Here is a 17,458-nt window from a genome sequence, read left to right as displayed (position 1 = left end):
CTGCTCATAGGAGGGCGCGGCGTAAGCCGCTCCGGTGGAGCCGGTGCCTGCAACGGAGTACGGGTCCGGCTGCTGCGGCTGCTGCTGCTGCTGGTAGCCGTACGGGTCCTGGTGCTGCTCGTAGCCGTACTGCTGCTCATAGGAGGGCGCGGCGTAAGCCGCTCCGGTGGAGCCGGTGCCTGCAACGGAGTACGGGTCCGGCTGCTGCGCCGGGATCTGCGGCACCTGCTGGTGGACGGGCTCCTGGTGGAACGGCTGCCGGGGCGCCGGCTCCGGGTCGGCCAGCTCCGCGAGCCCGGCCAGGTAGTCGGCGTCGCTGGTGTGCACGGAGCCGCCGGCCGCGTCCTGGGCGGCCATGTGCGCGCCGAGGTCGTCCGTGGCGATCCGCCCGTGCAGCTTCTGCCGGCCGCGGCCGACGGCCTCCAGGGTCTTGGAGAGGACGGCCTCGAAGGCGCCGAGCTTGGCGTCGACGTACTCGTCGGCCCGGTGGATCAGGGTCTGCGGGTCCGCGCTGTACTCGGGGGCGTCCTCGTCGGCGTAGCCCTGCTCGTCCAGGCCCGGGCCGCGGCCGAGGAGCTTCTCTCGGCCGCGGTCGACGGAGCTGATGGTCTTGTTGAGGACTACCTCGAAGTTGGCGAGCTTGGAGTCGACGTAGTCGTCGGCCTCGGCGCGGATCCCCTCGGCCTCCCGGCGGGCCTCGGAGAGGATCCGGTCCGCCTCGCCCTGGGACTGACGGGCGACCTGGGTGTCGGAGATCAGCGAGCCGCGCTCGGCGTGGGCGGCCGAGACGATCCGCTCGGCCTCCTGCCGGGCCTGCTCGACCATCTGCTCGCGTCCGCCGATCAGCTCCTGGGCCTGGGCCAGGGAGCCCGGCAGGGCCTCCCGTACCTCTTCGAGCAGGTCGAGCAGGTCGGCGCGGTTGACCACGCAGGACGCCGACATCGGCATGGAGCGGGCGTTGGTGATCGTCGAAACGATCTCGTCGAGCTTCTTCTGCACGTCCACCGGGTGCTCGCCACTCTCTACAGCTGGATGGAGACGGACGGGACGACTGTAAGGGCAGTCGTCCCCCGCCGGACACCAGGTGACGGACCGTCAGTAACGGTCGCTCGGGGTCACTGCTGGGAGCGCCGCTCGGCGAGGCGCTCGGTGAGCCGGCCGAGGACGGCCGGCGGGACCAGGTGGGAGACGTCGCCGCCCCCGGCGGCGACCTCCTTGACCAGGGAGGACGACAGGAAGCTGTAGGTGGGGTTGGTGGGGACGAACAGGGTCTCGACGCCCGAGAGCCCGTTGTTCATCTGCGCCATCTGCAGCTCGTAGTCGAAGTCGCTGACCGCGCGGAGACCCTTGACGATCGCCGGGATGTCGCGCTGCTTGCAGAAGTCGACGAGCAGGCCGTGGAAGGACTCGACCTCGACGTTGCCGAAGTCGGCGGTGACCTCGCGGATCAACTCGATCCGCTCGTCGACGGTGAAAAGACCCTGCTTGGACTGGTTGATCATCACCGCGACGTGCACGACGTCGTACAGCTTGGAGGCGCGGGCGATGATGTCGAGATGTCCGTTGGTGATGGGGTCGAATGACCCCGGACAGACGGCGCGGCGCAACTTGGGTCCCTCGCTCTCCGGTCCGGTCATCGTGCGTCTTCGCACGTAGAGGCGGCGCGACCGTACCAAAACGTTCCCTCGCCGTAGCGACGGGACCGCAGGGGATCGAAACCGGCCGGCCAGCCGAACTCCCCGCCTCGGGTGCTGCGCTCCACGGTGACGAGGGCGTCCGCCGCGATCCAGCCCCCGGACCGGAGTGTGAGGAGGATCTCGCGAAGATCGTCGTCCGAGACGGCGTACGGCGGGTCGAGGAAGACCAGGTCGTACGGTTCCGCGGGGGCCGGTCCCGTGACGACCTGCTCGGCCTTGCCGGTGCGCAGCTCGGCGCCGGGCAGGGCCAGTGAGCTGATGTTCTCCCGTACGGTCTTCGCCGCCCGGGCGTCCGCCTCGACGAGCAGGGCGTGGGACGCGCCGCGGGAGAGCGCCTCCAGGCCGACGGCGCCGGAGCCCGCGTACAGGTCGGCCACACGGGCGCCCGCCAGGCCGTGGAACGCCTCCCAGGTGGAGAAGAGGCCTTCCCGCGCCCGGTCGGAGGTGGGGCGGGTGCCGTTGCCGGGCGGCACGGCGAGTCGGCGTCCGCCGGCGGTACCGGCGATCACGCGGGTCATGGGGGTCCTCGTCCTTCGCTGAGTCTGTGCCTCCACGATATGGCCGGTGAGGGTGGTGTGACGTCACCCCTTCTCCAGGAACTCCTCCCGTTCCTTGTCCAGGAGGGCGTCGAGGGCGGTGCGAAGCTCGGGGTGGTCGGTGAGGTCGGGGTCGGCGAGGACGACGGCGGTGGCCTCCTCGCGGGCGGCGGCGATGACCTCCTCGTCGTCGATGACGGTGAGCATCCGCAGCGAGGAGCGGACGCCGGACTGGGCCTGGCCGAGGACGTCGCCCTCGCGGCGCTGCTCCAGGTCGATCCGGGAGAGCTCGAAGCCGTCGAGGGTGGCGGCGACGGCGTTCAGCCGCTGGCGGGCCGGGCTCGCCTCGGGCATCTCGGTGACGAGGAGGCAGAGGCCGGGTGCGGAGCCTCGGCCGACGCGGCCGCGCAGCTGGTGGAGCTGGGAGACGCCGAAGCGGTCGGCGTCCATGATCACCATGGCCGTGGCGTTCGGCACGTTCACGCCGACCTCGATGACGGTGGTGGCGACCAGGACGTCGGCCTCGCCGGCGGCGAAGCGGCGCATGACGGCGTCCTTGTCGTCGGGGTGCATCCGGCCGTGCAGGACCTCGACGCGGAGCCCGGCGAGCGGTCCGGTGCGGAGCTTCTCGGCGACCTCCAGGACGGCGAGCGGGGGCCGCTTCTCGGCCTCGTCCTCGGGGGACGCCTTCTGCTTCTTCTTCTCGTCCTCGTCGTCGCCGATGCGCGGGCAGACGACGTACGCCTGGTGGCCGTTCTCCACCTCCTCGCGGACGCGCTCCCACGCGCGGGCGAGGAAGTGCGGCTTGTCGGCGGCGGGGACGACATGGCTGGCGATCGGGGAGCGCCCGGCGGGCAGCTGGTCCAGGACGGACGTCTCCAGGTCGCCGAAGACGGTCATGGCGACCGTGCGCGGGATCGGGGTGGCGGTCATGACGAGCAGGTGCGGCGGCTGCTTGCCCTTGCCGCGCAGGGCGTCGCGCTGCTCCACGCCGAAGCGGTGCTGCTCGTCGACGACGACCAGACCGAGGTCGTGGAACTGCACCTTGTCCTCGATCAGCGCGTGCGTGCCGATGACGATGCCGGCCTCGCCGGTGACCAGGTCGAGCAGGGCCTGCCGCCGGCCCGCGGCGCCCATGGAGCCGGTGAGCAGCACGACCTTGGTGGCCGTCTCGGCCCCACCCAGCATCCCTCCCTCGGCGAGCTCGCCCATCATCTCGACGACCGAACGGTGGTGCTGCTGGGCGAGCACCTCGGTCGGCGCGAGCATCGCGGCCTGTCCCCCGGCGTCGACGACGGCGAGCATGGCCCGCAGGGCCACCATCGTCTTTCCGCTGCCGACCTCGCCCTGGAGGAGGCGGTGCATGGGGTGTTCGGTGGCGAGGTCGTCGAAGACCTCCTTGGAGACCTTCTTCTGGCCGTCGGTGAGGGTGAAGGGGAGCTTCGCGTCGAAGGCGTCGAGGAGCCCGCCGGGGGTGGCGACGCGGGCGACGGCGGGCAGTTGGGTGTCGGCGTGCCGGCGGCGGGCGAGGGCGACCTGGAGGACGAAGGCCTCGTCCCACTTGAGCCGCTGCCGGGCGTCCTCGATGTCGGCCTTCGTACGGGGCCGGTGGACCTTCTGGAGCGCCTCGGGCAGCTCGGCGAGGCCGCGGCCCTCGCGCAGGGCGGGCGGCAGCGGGTCGGCGAGCCCGGCCCAGCCGGTGGCGGCAAGCGAGTCCAGGGCGATGGAGACGGACTGCTCGATGGTCCAGGACTCCAGCTGCTTGCAGGCGGGGTAGATCGGCAGAAGTTCGTTCGCGAACGCCTTGACCGTCTCGTCGCTGCTCTCGGCGTCCAGGAGTTTGTACTCGGGGTGGGTGAGCTGGAGCTTGCGGTTGAAGACCCCGACCTTGCCGGCGAACATCCCGCGCCGGCCCGGCAGCAGCTCCTTCTGGTGGAAGTGGACGCCCCGGCCGAAGAAGACGAGCTGCATCCGGCCGCTGCCGTCGGTGATGGTGACTTCGAGGCGCTGGCCCTTGCCCCGGCCGCCCTTGTTGAACGTCAGCACGCGCGCGTCGGCCACCTGCGCGACGACCGTGACGTGCTCGTCCAGCGGCAGGTCGGCGAGGGCGGTCAGCTCGCCGCGCTCCGCGTACCGCCGGGGGTAGTGGTGGAGGAGGTCCCCGACCGTCCGCAGGTCGAGGTGCTCGGCCATCACCTTCGCGGTGGCGGCGCCGAGGAGGTTCTTGAGGGGTTCGTCAAGCAGTGGCACGCGTTCCATTGCACACCACCGGACTGACACCCGTCCCGCAGGCTGTGGATATCCCCTGGTCACGTCGGCGCCGTGACCCCTAGGATGGCGCTTTCTACACCCCGCTCCGCGATCACCGCCCGCCGGGATCGCCCGACCCGCGCCGTCGCTCGTCCCCCCACCGGCGCTGCGACGATGACTGCTGATCAGACACCGCACACCTTCCAGGTCGATCTGCGCGGACTCGTGGATCTCCTCTCCCACCACCTCTATTCGAGCCCGCGGGTCTACCTGCGCGAACTGCTGCAGAACTCCGTCGACGCGATCACCGCGCGCCGCGCCGAGCAGCCGGACGCCCCCGCGCGGGTCCAGCTGTACGCCGACGGCACCGGCCTGCGTGTCGAGGACAGCGGCATCGGGCTGACCGAGCGGGACGTGCACAGCCTGCTGGCCACGATCGGCCGCAGTTCGAAGCGGGCCGACGCGGCCGGCATCGCGAGCGCGCGGGCCGAGTTCCTCGGCCAGTTCGGCATCGGCCTGCTCGCCTGCTTCGTCGTCGCCGCCGAGATCCGGGTGGTCAGCCGCAGCGCCCGTACGCCCGGCGAACCGCCGGTGGAGTGGACGGCCCGCGACGACGGTTCGTACACCGTCCGGACGCTTCCGGACAGCGCGCGGCCGGAGCCGGGCACCACCGTGCACCTCACCGCGCGCCCGGGCTCCGGGGAGTGGCTGACCGAGGAGCGGGTGCTCGCGCTGGCCCGCGCGTACGGCTCCCTCCTCCCGTACGAAGTACGGGTCGGGGACGAGCCCGTCACCGATCTGCCGGCGCCCTGGGACCGGGCCCACCCGAGCCCGGCCGCGCGGCGGGTGGCGCTGGCCGCGCACTGCCAGGAGACGTTCGGTTTCACCCCGCTCGACTCGATCGAGCTGAACCTGCCCGCGGCCGGGGTCCGCGGCGTGGCGTACGTGCTGCCGTCGGCCGTCAGCCCGGCCCAGCGTGCCGGGCACCGGGTCCATCTGAAGGGCATGCTGCTCACGGAGCGGGCCGACGGGCTGCTGCCGGACTGGGCGTTCTTCGTGCGCTGTGTCCTCGACACGGACAGCCTGCGGCCGACGGCCTCCCGCGAGTCCCTGTACGAGGACGAGACGCTGGCGGCCGTACGGGACGCGCTGGGCGCGGCGGTACGGGAGTGGCTCGGCGGGCTCGCGGCGGGCGCCCCGGAGCGGCTTGAGGAGTTCCTCGCCGTCCACCACCTCGGCGTGAAGTCGCTGGCCCGGCACGACGGCGAGATGCTGCGGGCGATGCTGCCCTGGCTGCCGTTCGAGACGACGGACGGCCGGCTCTCGCTGGAGGAGTTCGCCCGCCGGCACCCGGTCGTGCACTACACCCGTACGGTCGAGGAGTACCGGCAGGTCGCCGCGATCGCGACGGCGCAGGGCATCGGCGTGGTCAACGGTGGCTACACGTACGACACCGAGCTGGTCGAGCGCCTCCCCGAGGTCCGTCCTGGCACCGTCGTCGCCGAGCTGGACGCCGACACCGTCACGGCGCATCTCGACCCCGTCGACCCGGAGCGGGAACTGGCCCTCTCGGCGTTCCTGTCGGTGGCGCGCGCCACGCTCGACCCGCTGGGCTGCGACGTGTCGCTGCGGTCCTTCCATCCGGTGACCGTGCCCGCGCTGCACCTGGACGACCGGGCGGCCCGCCACGAACAGGCGCGGGCGGAGGCCGAGGAGGCGGCGGACGACCTGTGGGCCGGCATCCTCGGCTCGCTGCGCGGCAGCGCGCCGCGGGCCCGGCTGGTCCTCAACCACCTGAATCCGCTGATCCGCCGGATCGGTTCGCTCGACGACCGGGAGCTGGCGGGAACGGCCGTCGAGGCGCTGTACGGGCAGGCGCTGCTGATGGCGCAGCGGCCGCTGCGGCCGGCCGACTCGGCGCTGCTCAACCGGGCGTTCGCGGGACTGCTCACCTGGGCGACCCACCACGGGGAGAACGAGGCATGACCCTGACCTTCGAGTCCCTGCGCGAGGCCATGCGGGAGAACTCCCAGCAGCCGGAGGGGCCGGCGCGGAACGCGCGGGCCGAGCGGCTGCTCGTGGAGGCCGAGCGGCTCGGCGAGCCGCTGGCCGTCGTCGAGGCGCTCGGGCACCAGCTCCAGGCGTACAACTACAGCTCCGAGAAGGCGAAGATGTTCGTGCCCTTCTCGCGGCTGCTGCGGATGTGGGACGAGAACCCGGCGGACTTCGACGCGTACGAGACGCACACCCTGCACTGGGTCTTCAAGTGGGTCTCCAGCGGCATGCTCGACCAGCCGCACATCCCGCTGGCCTCGATCGAGAAGTGGCTCGGCGAGATGGAGCACCGCTACCGGCTCGCGGGCCACTCGGAACGGGCCGTGCGGCAGGGCGAGTTCCGGGTGGCCCGGCACGTCGGTGACCGGGTGCGGGCGGAGCGGGCGTTCGCGGCCTGGCTGGCGGCCGAGCGGGACCGGATGGCCGACTGCCACGCGTGCGAACTGCACGGGCAGGGCGGCTGGTGGGCGGAGCTGGGCGACGACGAGCAGGCGCTGCGGACCTGGGCGCCGGTGCTCGCGGGCGAGCACACCTGTGCGCACGAGCCGCACGCGGTGCTGGCCTCGTCCCTGCTGCCGCTGGTACGGCTCGGCCGGGCCGACGAGGCCCGGGTGAACCATCTGCGCGGCTACCGGCTCGTGCGGCCGATGGAGAGCATGCGCGGGGCGGTGGCGGATCACCTGGAGTTCTGCGCGCTGACCGGGAACGAGGCGCGCGGCCTTGAGATCCTCGCGGAGCGGCCGGCGTACTTCACCGACGGCGGCGATCCGGACAGCCAGCTGGACTTCCTGGCCGTGACGGCGCTGCTCATGGACCGGCTGGTGGTGCTCGGGCTCGGCGGGCAGCCGGTGCCGGGTCCGGCGCGGGAGGGGGGCGCGCGGTGGACGGCCGCCGAACTGGCCGCCCACGCGCGCGTGGAGGCACTGGCGATCGGGCGCCGCTTCGACGAACGGAACGGCACAGGGCGGGTGAGCGAGCGGGCCCGGGGCCGGATGGACGCGGAGCCGCTGCTCGACCGGTTGCCGCTGGGGGTACGGGCGGCGGGTGCGGTGCCGGTACCGATGCCTGTCCAGGCGCCCCCGGTGGAGCCGCGTGACCTCCTGGCGGAGGCGCGACGCCTGTCGGCGGAGCTGAACCCGGCCGCGCGGGGTGCGTGGGAGGCGGTCGCCTCGGCGGTGGCGTCCGGGACCGTCGAACTGGACGCGCTCGGCCGGGCCGAACTGGACGACCACCGGGCCATCGCCATGGCGGAGGGCCCGGCGGAGTCGGTCCGCCTGTTCCTCCGAGCGGCCGAGGGCTACGAGGCGGCGGGCGACCCGGGCGAGGCGGAGGCCGCCCGGGCGAGAGCGGCGTACGCGCAGGCGCTGGCCGACGGGCCGGCGGACGCGACGGCGACGGCGACGCTGGAGAACGTGATCACCCGGGTACTCGCCCTCCACGCCGAGGGCACGGCGACACCCCGCCAGGTGGCGGGGGCGCTGCTGTCCCGGGTACGGGTGGGGCTGCTACGGCTGCACGCGGAGGACGAGGGGGACGAGGGGAGCGGCCGGGACGGTGCGCCCCGCGCGGAGGTCGTGGCGGCTCTCGACGGGCTGTTCGCGTTCGCCGCGGCCTGCGGGGACGATCCGCTCGTCGCGGACCGGGTCGCGGAGGCCGAGGCCGTACGGGGGGATCTGGCCGCGCACGCGGGGGACACCGAGGGGGCCGTACGGCAGTACGCGTACGCCGCCGAGCTGTGTCACCGGGCCGGGCTGCCCTGGTACGCCGTGGAGCCCGAGGCCCGGCTCTCGCGGGTCGCCCTGCACATCGGTGATCTGGAGGCCGCCGAGCGCGCGGCCCGCGCGGCACTCGACCACGGCGCGGAGCACGCCGGCGCGGCCGGGCAGACCCGGCTCCGGCTCCAGCTCGCCGAAGTCCTCGGCGCGGCGGACCGGTTCGGCGAGGCGTCCGCGCACGCCCTGGAGGCCGCCCACTGGGCCGACGAGGCCGGCGAGAGCCTGGGCATCGGCGCGTACGCCCGGCACCAGTTGGGCGGTTGGCTGCTGCGGGAGTCCCGGGTCGAGGAGGCGGCGGCGATCCTGGAGTCCGTCCTGCCGGACCTGTCCGTGGCGGAGCACGGCGACGGCATGGTCGTCCAGACGCTGTGGTGGCTCGGCGACTGCCTCGCCGCGCTGAACGAGCCCCGGTCGGCGGCCGAGCAGTGGCTGCGGGCGGCGGAGCTGGCCAAGGAGTGGCCGGACCAGCGGGACCACGCGATGCTCGCGAACCTGGCCGGGCAGGCCCTGCTCCAGGCGGAGCTGCGGCCGGAGGCCGCGGCGGCGTACGAGCGCGCGGGCGAGCTGTGGCGGGAGCTGGACGACCTCCCCGCGTACGTCAGGACCCTGCGGGTCCGGGCCTGGATCTCGGGCGCGGGCGGGGACGGGCGGGCGCTGATGGACGCGGCGGCGGAGGCGTGCGGGGACGACGGGGTGGCACGGGGGGACACGTACGTGCAGGCGGCGGAGCTGCTCGGGGACGGCGTCGATGTCGATGTCGCGCTGTCGTACGCCACCCGGGCCGTCGCCGAGTTCGCCGCCGCAGGTCCGGAGTTCCGCGACCGTCGCACGGCGGCGGAGCTGCTGGCAGCGTGGCTCCACGTCCGGCTGGAGGACGGGGCGGCGGCGGGTGCGTTGGCGCGGGGGGTGCTCGCGGAGTACGGGACCTCGGAGGTCGGCGCGGCTGCGGAGCGCCGGGCGGAGGCGGAGGCGGTGCTGGAGCGGGTCGGTTCGTGACGGGTGGGCTGGGGTGGGGTGGGGTGGGGTGAGATTCCCCCACCCCGCCTCCCCCAGACTTCGTCGGGGGACCCCCATCCCGAGACTCTGACGAGACCGGGGCTCCGCCCCCGAACCCCCGCCGGGCCCTCGTGCACCAGGCCCTGCCAGTGCGCCGGCCCCCGGCTGTGCCCACCCTCCCCCAAGCTCTCGGCTGCGCTCGCGCAGGGGGTACCCCCATCGCCCCAGCGGAACAGTTGCCCACAACCGGGCGCGAGGGCTACTCCACGCCGATCAGCAGCGCCGGCGCGCCGCGCCCCGCGCTGTATGTCGTCGTGTCGACCGCCAGGTACGTCTCGCGGACGTGGCGTTCCAGGGCGGGGGCGAGCGACACCGGGGTCTCGTCCGCGACGATCAGGGTCACCAGCTCGCCGCCCGCCGAGAGCATCCGGTCCAGGACCGTGCGGGCCGTCGTCGTCAGGTCGTGGCCGATGACCGCGACGTCGCCCTCGATCAGGCCGAGGACGTCGCCGGCCTGGCAGACGCCGGCCGAGGTGAAGGACTGGCGTTCGGCGACGGCCAGTTCGGCGTACCGGGTCGCCCCCGCCGCCGCCGTCATCGCCACCACGTCCTCGTCGAAGCGCCGGTCCGGCTCGTGGACGGCCAGCGCCGCGATGCCCTGGACCGCCGCCCGGGTCGGGATCAGGGCGACCCGGATGCCCTCCGCGCGGGCCTGCTCGGCCGCCGCGCCCGCCGTGTGCCGCAGGTCGGTGTCGTTGGGCAGCAGCACGACCTCGCGCGCGTGGGCCCGCCGGATCGCGTCGACGAGCTCCCCGCTGGCCGGCGGCTCCCCCGGCCTGGCAAGCACGGTCGTCGCGCCCGCCTCCGCGCAGAGGCCCGCGAGGCCCTCCCCCGGTACGACCGCCACGACCGCCCGCCCCAGCCGTTCCCGTACCGCCGCCGCGCCCGCGAAGTGCGTGATGCGGATCCGGTGCGGGCGGCCCGCCTCCACGCCCGCCTCGACGGCCGCGCCCGCGTCGTCGACATGGACGTGCACGTTCCACAGCCCGTCGCCGCCGACCACGACCAGCGAGTCGCCCAGCGCGTCGAGCCGGGCCCGCAGCCGCTCCACGGCGAAGTCCTCCGCCTCCAGGAGGTAGATCACCTCGAAGGCCGGGCCTTCCTCGGGGGCGCAGTCCTCGAACGACGGCGTGGGCACGGACGCGATCGACGGCCGCGTCTGCGCCTCGCCCGAGACCGCCTCCACCAGCGCCCCGAGGACGGCCACCAGACCCCGTCCGCCCGCGTCCACGACCCCAGCACGCGCCAGGACGGCCAGTTGCCCGGGGGTGGCCTCCAGGGCCGTCCTGGCCCCCTCGTAGGCCCCTCTGGCCACCGTCACCAGGGTTCCGCCGCCCTCGCAGGCGCCGGCCGCCGCCGCCGCGACGCTCAGGATCGTTCCTTCGACCGGGTGCGCCACCGCCTCACGGGCCGCGCGGGCCGCCGCCGCCAGCGAGCGGGCGAGGTGATCCCCGTCACGCCCGTCGGCCAGTACGGACGCCATGCCGCGCAGCAGCTGCGAGAGGATCGTTCCGGAATTACCCCGGGCCCCGATCAGGGCGCCGTGCGCCATGGCGCGGACCGCGTCCGCCGCGTCGGGGTCGTCCGCCGCGAAGACCGCCTCTACCGCCTGGGCGGCGGACTCGACGGTCAGATACAGGTTGGTTCCGGTGTCGCCGTCGGCGATCGGATAGACGTTGATCGCGTCGATCTCCTCGCGCTCCCGGCCGAGCGCGTCCAGCGCCCGTACGCACCAGGATCGGACCGCTTCTGCGTCGAGGGTCTGCGCGGTCTGCGGCAACGGGTGGCCTCCTGCCAGGGCTTCTGCGGTGAGTTCACCGCAGGGTAGACCCGCTCGTGACCTGGGGCCGGGGCGGGGGCCGCGGTGACCGTGGTAGTTTCGTTCTACGGGAGCAGCCGTTGTATGCTGCTTCGGTTGCCCGGCGAGAGTCGGGCCATTCCCCCGGCAAGCCACTTCAGAACTCTGATTCCGGTGCGCCGGATTTCACTGTAAATCTGAAGTCTTTGGAGTGACCCGTGGCTGCCAACTGCGACGTCTGCGGCAAGGGGCCGGGCTTCGGCAACAACATTTCGCACTCGCACCGCCGTACGTCTCGTCGCTGGAACCCGAACATCCAGCGTGTGCGTGCCGTGGTCGGTCGGACGCCGAAGCGGCTCAACGTCTGCACCTCGTGCATCAAGGCCGGCAAGGTCTCGCGCTAACGCCGACGTTTCGTCGTAGCGCAGCCCCTTGCGGTTGCCTTGAAAGGCCGGTTCACCTTGGTGAACCGGCCTTTTGCCATGCCCGGAAACGAAACCCGCTAGGCGCGCAGACGCCAGCCGTGGTCCACCGGGCCGATCCCCGCGCCGAGCGCGAACCCGGCCGCGATCGCGCCCGTCACGTACTCCTTCGCCGCCCGCACCGCCTCCGGTACGGTCAGCCCCTTCGCGAGGCCCGACGCGACCGCCGAGGCGAGCGTGCAGCCCGTGCCGTGCGTGTGCCGGTTGTCGAGGCGCGGCGCGCGCAGCCAGTGCTCCTCGGTGCCGTCGGTGAGCAGGTCCACGGCCTCGCCTTCGAGGTGCCCGCCCTTGATGAGCGCCCAGCGCGGCCCGTACGCCAGGATCGCCGCCGCCGCCTCCCGTAGATCGGCCTCCGAGGCGACCCGTACGCCCGTGAGCTGCGCCACCTCGTCCAGGTTCGGGGTCGCGACGGTGGCGACCGGCAGCAGTTTCGTCCGTACGGAGTCCAGCGCCGAGGCCGCGAGCAGCGGGTCCCCGTGCTTGGAGACCCCGACCGGGTCCACGACCACCGGCGCGTCCGTGCCGGCGAGCAGCTCCGCCACCGTCTCCACGAGCGCGGCCGACGCCAGCATGCCGGTCTTCACGGCCTGGACGCCGATGTCGTCGACGACGGCGCGGTACTGGGCCCGTACCGCCTCCTCGGGCAGCTCCCACGCGCCCCGCACGCCGAGCGAGTTCTGTGCGGTGACGGCGGTGATCACGCTCATGCCGTGGACGCCGAGGGCGAGCATCGTCTTCAGGTCGGCCTGGATGCCCGCGCCGCCGCCGGAGTCCGATCCGGCGACGGTCAGGACGAGGGGCAGGGGCGGGTGGCTCACTCGTGGCCTCCGAAGTGGTCCCAGCCGCCCTTGGTGTGCCAGGGCGCGCCGTCGACGGTCACCTGCGGCAGCGCGGAGGGGTTGAGGACCTCGCCGATGATCTTCCAGCGGGCGGGCAGCTTCACGTCCGGCGGGAAGGTGGCGACGATGGCGTGGTCCTCTCCCCCGGTGAGCACCCACTGCAGCGGGTCGACGCCGACCGCCTGGCCGATGTCGTTCATCTGGGTCGGGATGTCGATGAGCCCCGAGCGCAGGTCGATGCGGACCTTGCTGGCCTCGGCGATGTGGCCGAGGTCGGCGATGAGCCCGTCGCTGACGTCGCACATGGCGGTGGCGCCGAGCCCGGCGGCCGCGGGGCCCGCGTGGTACGGCGGCTCGGGCCTGCGGTGGGCCTCGACGAAGGCGCGCGGGGAGCGGAAGCCGCGGGAGAGCACCGCGTACCCGGCGGCGGACCAGCCGAGCCAGCCGGTGTACGCCACGACGTCGCCGGGCTGCGCCCCGCCCCGGGTCACCGGGTCGTGGTTGCGCAGGTCGCCGAGGGCGGTGATGGCGACCGTGATGGTGTCGCCGCGCACGACGTCGCCGCCGACCACGGCCGCGCCCGCGACCTGGCACTCGTCCCGCAGGCCGTCCATGAGCTCGACGGGCCAGGTGACCGGGAGTTCGGCCGGGACGACGAGGCCGAGGAGGAGCGCGGTGGGGACGGCGCCCATCGCGGCGATGTCGGCGAGGTTCTGCGCGGCGGCCTTGCGGCCGACGTCGTACGCCGTCGACCAGTCGCGGCGGAAGTGACGTCCTTCGAGGAGGATGTCCGTACTGGCCACCACGCGCCGGTCGGGCGCGGAGACGACCGCGGCGTCGTCGCCGGGTCCGATCCGTACCGCCGGGGTGGAGGTGAGCCGGGAGGTGAGCTCCCTGATGAGCCCGAACTCGCCCAGCTCTCCTACTGTGCCCTTCACCGCGTCTCACCTCGTGTTGTCGTGCGGTAACGTCGATTAGACCGTCGAGTGACCGTCAACTGCTGTCTTGTCTACGCCACCCTGTGAGCGCCTCGGGGCGCGCAGGTCTCCCCGCGGCCCGCGGCGACGCGGTACCGTGGCGTCCCTTTCTCCCACAAGATCCTCGTGGCCGCCCTGGAGGTTCCGTGGTACAGGCGTACATCCTCATCCAGACCGAGGTGGGCAAGGCGTCGACCGTCGCCGACACCATCTCCAAGATCCCGGGAGTGATCCAGGCGGAAGACGTGACGGGTCCGTACGACGTGATCGTCCGCGCCCAGGCCGACACGGTCGACGAACTGGGTCGCATGGTGGTCGCCAAGGTCCAGCAAGTGGACGGCATCACGCGCACCCTCACCTGCCCGGTCGTGCATCTGTAGCCCCCGTCTACCCTTGGCCGGTGATGTCTTCCCACCGGCCCTTCGGCCTGCCCTTCGCCGTCGCGGCCGTCCTGGTGCTGCCGGCCGCCGCGGGCTGTTCCTCCACGGACGCCGGGGCCTCGGTCCCGGTTCCCAGCCCGCCGGCCGGGGAAGCGGCCGTCTGCCGGGCCTTGGCGAAGGAACTTCCCGACACCGTGGCGGGGCTGGAGCGGCACGATCCTGAGCCGGGCTCCGAGCTGACCGCCGGGTGGGGGGATGCGGCGATCGTACTGCGCTGTGGCGTCCCCCGGCCCGAAAAGATGACCGATCCGCAGTCGCAGGGCATCTCGGTGGACGGCGTGCGCTGGATGCTGGAGCGGCCGGCGGGCGACGGACCCCGGTTCACCTCGGTGTACCGCGAGACGTACATCGAGGTGAACCTGGCCGAGCGGTACGCGCAGGACGTCGGTCCGCTCGTGGATCTCGCCATCCCCGTGAAGAAGGCCGTTCCGTGCGCGCTTGAGCCCGAGTGCGACTAGCGCAGGCCGGTGGAGCGGGTCAGCGCGGCCTGGATCAGCCGGTCGACCAGCTCCGGGTAGCCGACGCCGCTCTCCTGCCACATACGCGGGTACATGGAGATCGGGGTGAAGCCCGGCATGGTGTTGATCTCGTTGATCACGAACTCGCCGTCCTCGGTGAGGAAGAAGTCGGCGCGGACCAGACCCTCGCAGGAGACGGCCTCGTACGCGGCGACGGCGAGGCGCTGGACCTCGGCGGTGGCCTCGTCGCCGATCGGCGCGGGGACGATCCCGGAGGCCGAGTCGATGTACTTGGCCTCGAAGTCGTAGAAGTCGTGGTCGGTGACGGGCGGGATCTCGGCCGGCACGCTGGCGCGCGGGCCGTCCTCGAACTCCAGGACGCCGCACTCGATCTCGCGGCCGCGCAGCAGCGACTCCACGAGGATCTTGGGGTCGTGGCGGCGGGCCTCCTCGATCGCCTCGTCCAGGCCGGCCAGGTCGTCGACCTTGGTGATGCCCATGGAGGAGCCGCCGCGGGCGGGCTTCACGAAGAGCGGCCAGCCGTGGTCGGCGGCGAACTCGACGATCTTCTTGCGGGCGGCGGCCGGGTTCTGGTCCCACTCGCGGGGCCGGATGACCTCGTACGGGCCGACGGGCAGCCCGAAGGAGGTGAAGACCCGCTTCATGTACTCCTTGTCCTGGCCGACGGCGGAGGCGAGGACGCCCGCGCCGACGTAGGGGACGCCGGAGAGTTCCAGGAGGCCCTGGAGCGTGCCGTCCTCGCCGTACGGGCCGTGCAGCATGGGGAAGACGACGTCGACCTCGCCGAGCACCTTGGGCACGGAGCCCGGCTCGGTGTGGACGACCTCGCGGTTGGCCGGGTCGACGGAGAGGACGACGCCGCCCTGCTCGGACTCGGCGAGGTCGCTGACGTTCGGCAGGGAGCGGTCGGCGATGGCCATCCGCTCGGGGGCGTCGGCGGTCAGCGCCCAGCGCCCGTCCGTGGTGATGCCGATGGGCAGCACGTCGTACTTGGTCCGGTCGATCGCATTGAGGACGGCGCCGGCCGTGACGACGGAGATGGCGTGCTCGGAGCTGCGTCCGCCGAAGACGACGGCCACGCGCGGCTTGCGGGGGCTCTGGGTGTTCTCGCTCATAACGCGTTGAGCGTACCTTGCGTGTTCGATCCGCTTAAGAGCCCCGGCCCACCGCGCGCGTCCGGCCTACGCGTCCTGTCCTACGCGTCCGGCTCAGCGGCGCTCGGGCTTGGCGCTGCGCGACATCAGTTCCTTCAGGCCGACGATCGGCGGCTTGCCCTCGTGGACGACCGAGACGACCATCTCGGTGATCGGCATGTCGACACCGTGGCGGCGGGCCAGATCGAGCACGGACTCGCAGGACTTGACGCCCTCCGCGGTCTGCTTGGTCGCCGCGATGGTCTCCTCCAGGGTCATCCCGCGGCCCAGGTTGGTGCCGAAGGTGTGGTTCCGGGAGAGCGGCGAGGAGCAGGTGGCGACCAGGTCGCCGAGGCCGGCGAGGCCCGAGAAGGTGAGCGGGTCGGCGCCCATGGCGAGGCCGAGCCGGGTGGTCTCGGCGAGGCCGCGGGTGATGAGCGTGGCCTTGGAGTTGTCGCCGAGCCCCATGCCGTCGGCGATGCCGACGGCGAGCCCGATGACGTTCTTGACCGCGCCGCCGAGCTCGCAGCCGACGACGTCGGTGTTGGTGTACGGGCGGAAGTACGGGGTCATGCAGGCGGTCTGGAGCCGCTGGGCGACGCTCTCGTCGGCGCAGGCGACGACGGCTGCGGCGGGCTGCCGGGCGGCGATCTCCTTGGCCAGGTTGGGTCCGGTGAGGACGGCGACGCGCTCCACGGGCACGTCGGCGACCTCGGTGATGACCTCGCTCATGCGCTTGGCGGTGCCGAGTTCGACGCCCTTCATCAGGGAGACGAGGACGGTGTCGGGGGCCAGTTCGGGGGCCCACTCGGCGAGGTTGGCGCGCAGGGTCTGCGAGGGGACGACGAGGACGGTGAAGTCGGCGTCGTGGGCGGCCTCGGCGGGGTCCGTGGTGGCCCGCACGGTGGCGGGGAGTTCGACGCCCGGGAGGTAGTCGGGGTTGGTACGGGTGGTGTTGATGGCCTCGGCGATCTCGGCGCGGCGGCCCCAGAGGGTCACGTCGCAGCCCGCGTCGGCGAGCACCATGGCGAAGGCCGTGCCCCAGGATCCGGTGCCGAATACGGCTGCCTTGGTCACTTCGTACCCTCCCCGGCGGCCTTGCGCCGCTGTTCCAGCCGTGCCTTGCGGTGGTCGTACGGCTCGGTCGGCGCCTGCTCGCCGCGGACGTCCTCCAGGAGCGCGGTGATCGCGGCCATGATGACCTCGGTCGCCTCGCGCAGCACTTCCGGCGTGGGCTCCTGGCCGTGGAAGCGGGAGAGGTCGACGGGCGGACCGGCCTGCACGATCAGCGTCTTGCGCGGGAACAGGCTGAGCTTGTTCTCCTTGGCGTACGGCGGCATCGCGAGGTTGGCGCCCCACTGGGCGACCGGGATGACCGGGGCCTTGGTGAGCAGCGCGACGCGTGCGGCGCCGGTCTTGCCGGCCATCGGCCACATCTCGGGGTCGCGGGTGAGGGTGCCCTCGGGGTAGAAGGCGACGCACTCGCCGCGCTCGATGGCGTCGACGGCGGCCCGGAAGGCGTCCAGGGCGTTGGTCGTCTCGCGGTAGACGGGGATCTGTCCGGTGCCGCGGAGCATGGTGCCGACGAACGAGCCCTTGAAGAGGCCGGCCTTGGCGAGAAAGCGCGGGACACGTCCGGTGTTGTACTGGAAATGCGCGTACGACAGCGGGTCCAGGTACGAGTTGTGATTGACGGCGGTGATGAATCCGCCGTCGGCGGGAATGTGTTCCGCACCGCGCCAATCCCGCTTGAACAGAACCACCAGGGGGGGTTTGGCGATGACCGCCGCCAGGCGGTACCAGAAGCCGATTCTGCGGCGGGACACTCGTGCACCTTCCTCTGGACTGGCGTGCAGGGGGTCAAGTGTCGCCCCATGCTCCTGGTCTGTCGAGGACACCGTACGCCCCGGCCGGGCGGCGCCGCCGGGCAGCGGGCCGCAC

Annotated in this window: 15 protein-coding genes; 5 read left to right on the top strand and 10 right to left on the bottom strand. The window is 72.9% G+C overall.

The features are described from left to right. From Q5762_RS31325 to recG, 4 genes are all read right to left on the bottom strand, one after another. A partial coding sequence (locus Q5762_RS31325) for a cell division initiation protein (RefSeq protein ID WP_315895651.1) occupies positions 1–1,005 on the bottom strand: 1,005 nt, incomplete at its 3' end. A 110-nt stretch (positions 1,006–1,115) separates the two neighbouring features. After that, entirely contained in the window at positions 1,116–1,607 is a 492-nt protein-coding gene (coaD, locus tag Q5762_RS31320) for a pantetheine-phosphate adenylyltransferase (RefSeq protein ID WP_315895655.1), read from the bottom strand. 26 nt (positions 1,608–1,633) lie between these two features. After that, complete coding sequence (rsmD, locus tag Q5762_RS31315) at positions 1,634–2,215, bottom strand: 16S rRNA (guanine(966)-N(2))-methyltransferase RsmD (protein ID WP_315895650.1); 582 nt, start codon at positions 2,213–2,215, stop codon at positions 1,634–1,636. A gap of 63 nt (positions 2,216–2,278) precedes the next feature. Then, positions 2,279–4,492 carry an ATP-dependent DNA helicase RecG gene (gene recG / locus Q5762_RS31310; protein ID WP_315895649.1) on the bottom strand — a complete coding sequence of 738 codons (2,214 nt, stop codon included), beginning with the start codon at positions 4,490–4,492 and terminating at the stop codon, positions 2,279–2,281. Between the two features lie 165 nt (positions 4,493–4,657). On the opposite strand from recG, the gene Q5762_RS31305 reads away from it, so the two are divergent. Both Q5762_RS31305 and Q5762_RS31300 read left to right on the top strand, forming a co-directional pair. Continuing rightward, a complete protein-coding gene (locus Q5762_RS31305; protein ID WP_315895648.1) occupies positions 4,658–6,469 on the top strand; it encodes an HSP90 family protein in 1,812 nt (603 codons plus the stop codon). Then, positions 6,466–9,309: a tetratricopeptide repeat protein gene (locus Q5762_RS31300; RefSeq protein WP_315895647.1), complete on the top strand. Its 2,844-nt coding sequence runs from the start codon at positions 6,466–6,468 to the stop codon at positions 9,307–9,309. The genes Q5762_RS31305 and Q5762_RS31300 overlap by 4 nt, the downstream gene beginning before the upstream one ends. A gap of 259 nt (positions 9,310–9,568) precedes the next feature. Here the strand turns inward: Q5762_RS31300 and Q5762_RS31295 are convergent, their stop codons facing one another. Further along, the gene (locus Q5762_RS31295) at positions 9,569–11,149 is read right to left on the bottom strand and encodes a DAK2 domain-containing protein (RefSeq protein WP_315895646.1); all 1,581 of its coding nucleotides are present in this window, start codon (positions 11,147–11,149) and stop codon (positions 9,569–9,571) included. Positions 11,150–11,385: 236 nt separating this feature from the next. Here Q5762_RS31295 and rpmB point away from each other — a divergent pair, with 236 nt between their 5' ends. After that, positions 11,386–11,571 carry a 50S ribosomal protein L28 gene (gene rpmB / locus Q5762_RS31290; RefSeq protein ID WP_003957616.1) on the top strand — a complete coding sequence of 62 codons (186 nt, stop codon included), beginning with the start codon at positions 11,386–11,388 and terminating at the stop codon, positions 11,569–11,571. Between the two features lie 98 nt (positions 11,572–11,669). On the opposite strand, the gene thiD is transcribed toward rpmB, so the two are convergent. Continuing rightward, on the bottom strand, positions 11,670–12,467 hold the full coding sequence (gene thiD, locus Q5762_RS31285; protein ID WP_315895645.1) for a bifunctional hydroxymethylpyrimidine kinase/phosphomethylpyrimidine kinase: 798 nt from the start codon (positions 12,465–12,467) through the stop codon (positions 11,670–11,672). Beyond that, positions 12,464–13,426 (bottom strand): thiamine-phosphate kinase, encoded by a 963-nt coding sequence (locus Q5762_RS31280; RefSeq protein WP_315895644.1) that lies wholly within the window; start codon positions 13,424–13,426, stop codon positions 12,464–12,466. The genes thiD and Q5762_RS31280 overlap by 4 nt, the downstream gene beginning before the upstream one ends. A gap of 185 nt (positions 13,427–13,611) precedes the next feature. Between Q5762_RS31280 and Q5762_RS31275 the strand changes: the two genes are divergently transcribed. Then, positions 13,612–13,845, top strand: coding sequence for an Lrp/AsnC family transcriptional regulator (locus Q5762_RS31275; RefSeq protein ID WP_017947604.1), 234 nt, complete (start codon positions 13,612–13,614; stop codon positions 13,843–13,845). Between the two features lie 23 nt (positions 13,846–13,868). Beyond that, positions 13,869–14,363, top strand: coding sequence for a DUF3515 domain-containing protein (locus Q5762_RS31270; RefSeq protein ID WP_315895654.1), 495 nt, complete (start codon positions 13,869–13,871; stop codon positions 14,361–14,363). On the opposite strand, the gene Q5762_RS31265 is transcribed toward Q5762_RS31270, so the two are convergent. The 3 genes from Q5762_RS31265 to Q5762_RS31255 form a co-directional block, all read right to left on the bottom strand. Next, positions 14,360–15,499 (bottom strand): D-alanine--D-alanine ligase family protein, encoded by a 1,140-nt coding sequence (locus tag Q5762_RS31265; protein WP_315895643.1) that lies wholly within the window; start codon positions 15,497–15,499, stop codon positions 14,360–14,362. The two genes, Q5762_RS31270 and Q5762_RS31265, sit on opposite strands and share 4 nt — an antisense overlap. Positions 15,500–15,592: 93 nt before the next feature. Further along, on the bottom strand, positions 15,593–16,594 hold the full coding sequence (locus tag Q5762_RS31260; RefSeq protein WP_315895642.1) for an NAD(P)H-dependent glycerol-3-phosphate dehydrogenase: 1,002 nt from the start codon (positions 16,592–16,594) through the stop codon (positions 15,593–15,595). Continuing rightward, entirely contained in the window at positions 16,591–17,343 is a 753-nt protein-coding gene (locus Q5762_RS31255) for a lysophospholipid acyltransferase family protein (protein ID WP_315895641.1), read from the bottom strand. Before Q5762_RS31255 ends, Q5762_RS31260 begins: the two co-directional genes overlap by 4 nt. Positions 17,344–17,458 lie beyond the last annotated feature (115 nt).

The sequence above is a fragment of the Streptomyces sp. P9(2023) genome (assembly GCF_032436795.1).
Classification (GTDB): Bacteria; Actinomycetota; Actinomycetes; order Streptomycetales; family Streptomycetaceae; genus Streptomyces.
The sequence above is the reverse complement of the archived record's forward strand: the minus strand, read 5'-3'. Positions and strand labels throughout refer to the sequence as shown.

What these genes read in the sequence shown, in the direction of transcription:
- Q5762_RS31265 (WP_315895643.1), bottom strand. Translation starts at nt 15,499, where the DNA reads ATGAGCGAGAACACCCAGAGCCCCCGCAAGCCGCGCGTGGCCGTCGTC.
- Q5762_RS31305 (WP_315895648.1), top strand. Translation starts at nt 4,658, where the DNA reads ATGACTGCTGATCAGACACCGCACACCTTCCAGGTCGATCTGCGCGGA.
- rsmD (WP_315895650.1), bottom strand. Translation starts at nt 2,215, where the DNA reads ATGACCCGCGTGATCGCCGGTACCGCCGGCGGACGCCGACTCGCCGTG.
- recG (WP_315895649.1), bottom strand. Translation starts at nt 4,492, where the DNA reads ATGGAACGCGTGCCACTGCTTGACGAACCCCTCAAGAACCTCCTCGGC.
- Q5762_RS31300 (WP_315895647.1), top strand. Translation starts at nt 6,466, where the DNA reads ATGACCCTGACCTTCGAGTCCCTGCGCGAGGCCATGCGGGAGAACTCC.
- Q5762_RS31270 (WP_315895654.1), top strand. Translation starts at nt 13,869, where the DNA reads ATGTCTTCCCACCGGCCCTTCGGCCTGCCCTTCGCCGTCGCGGCCGTC.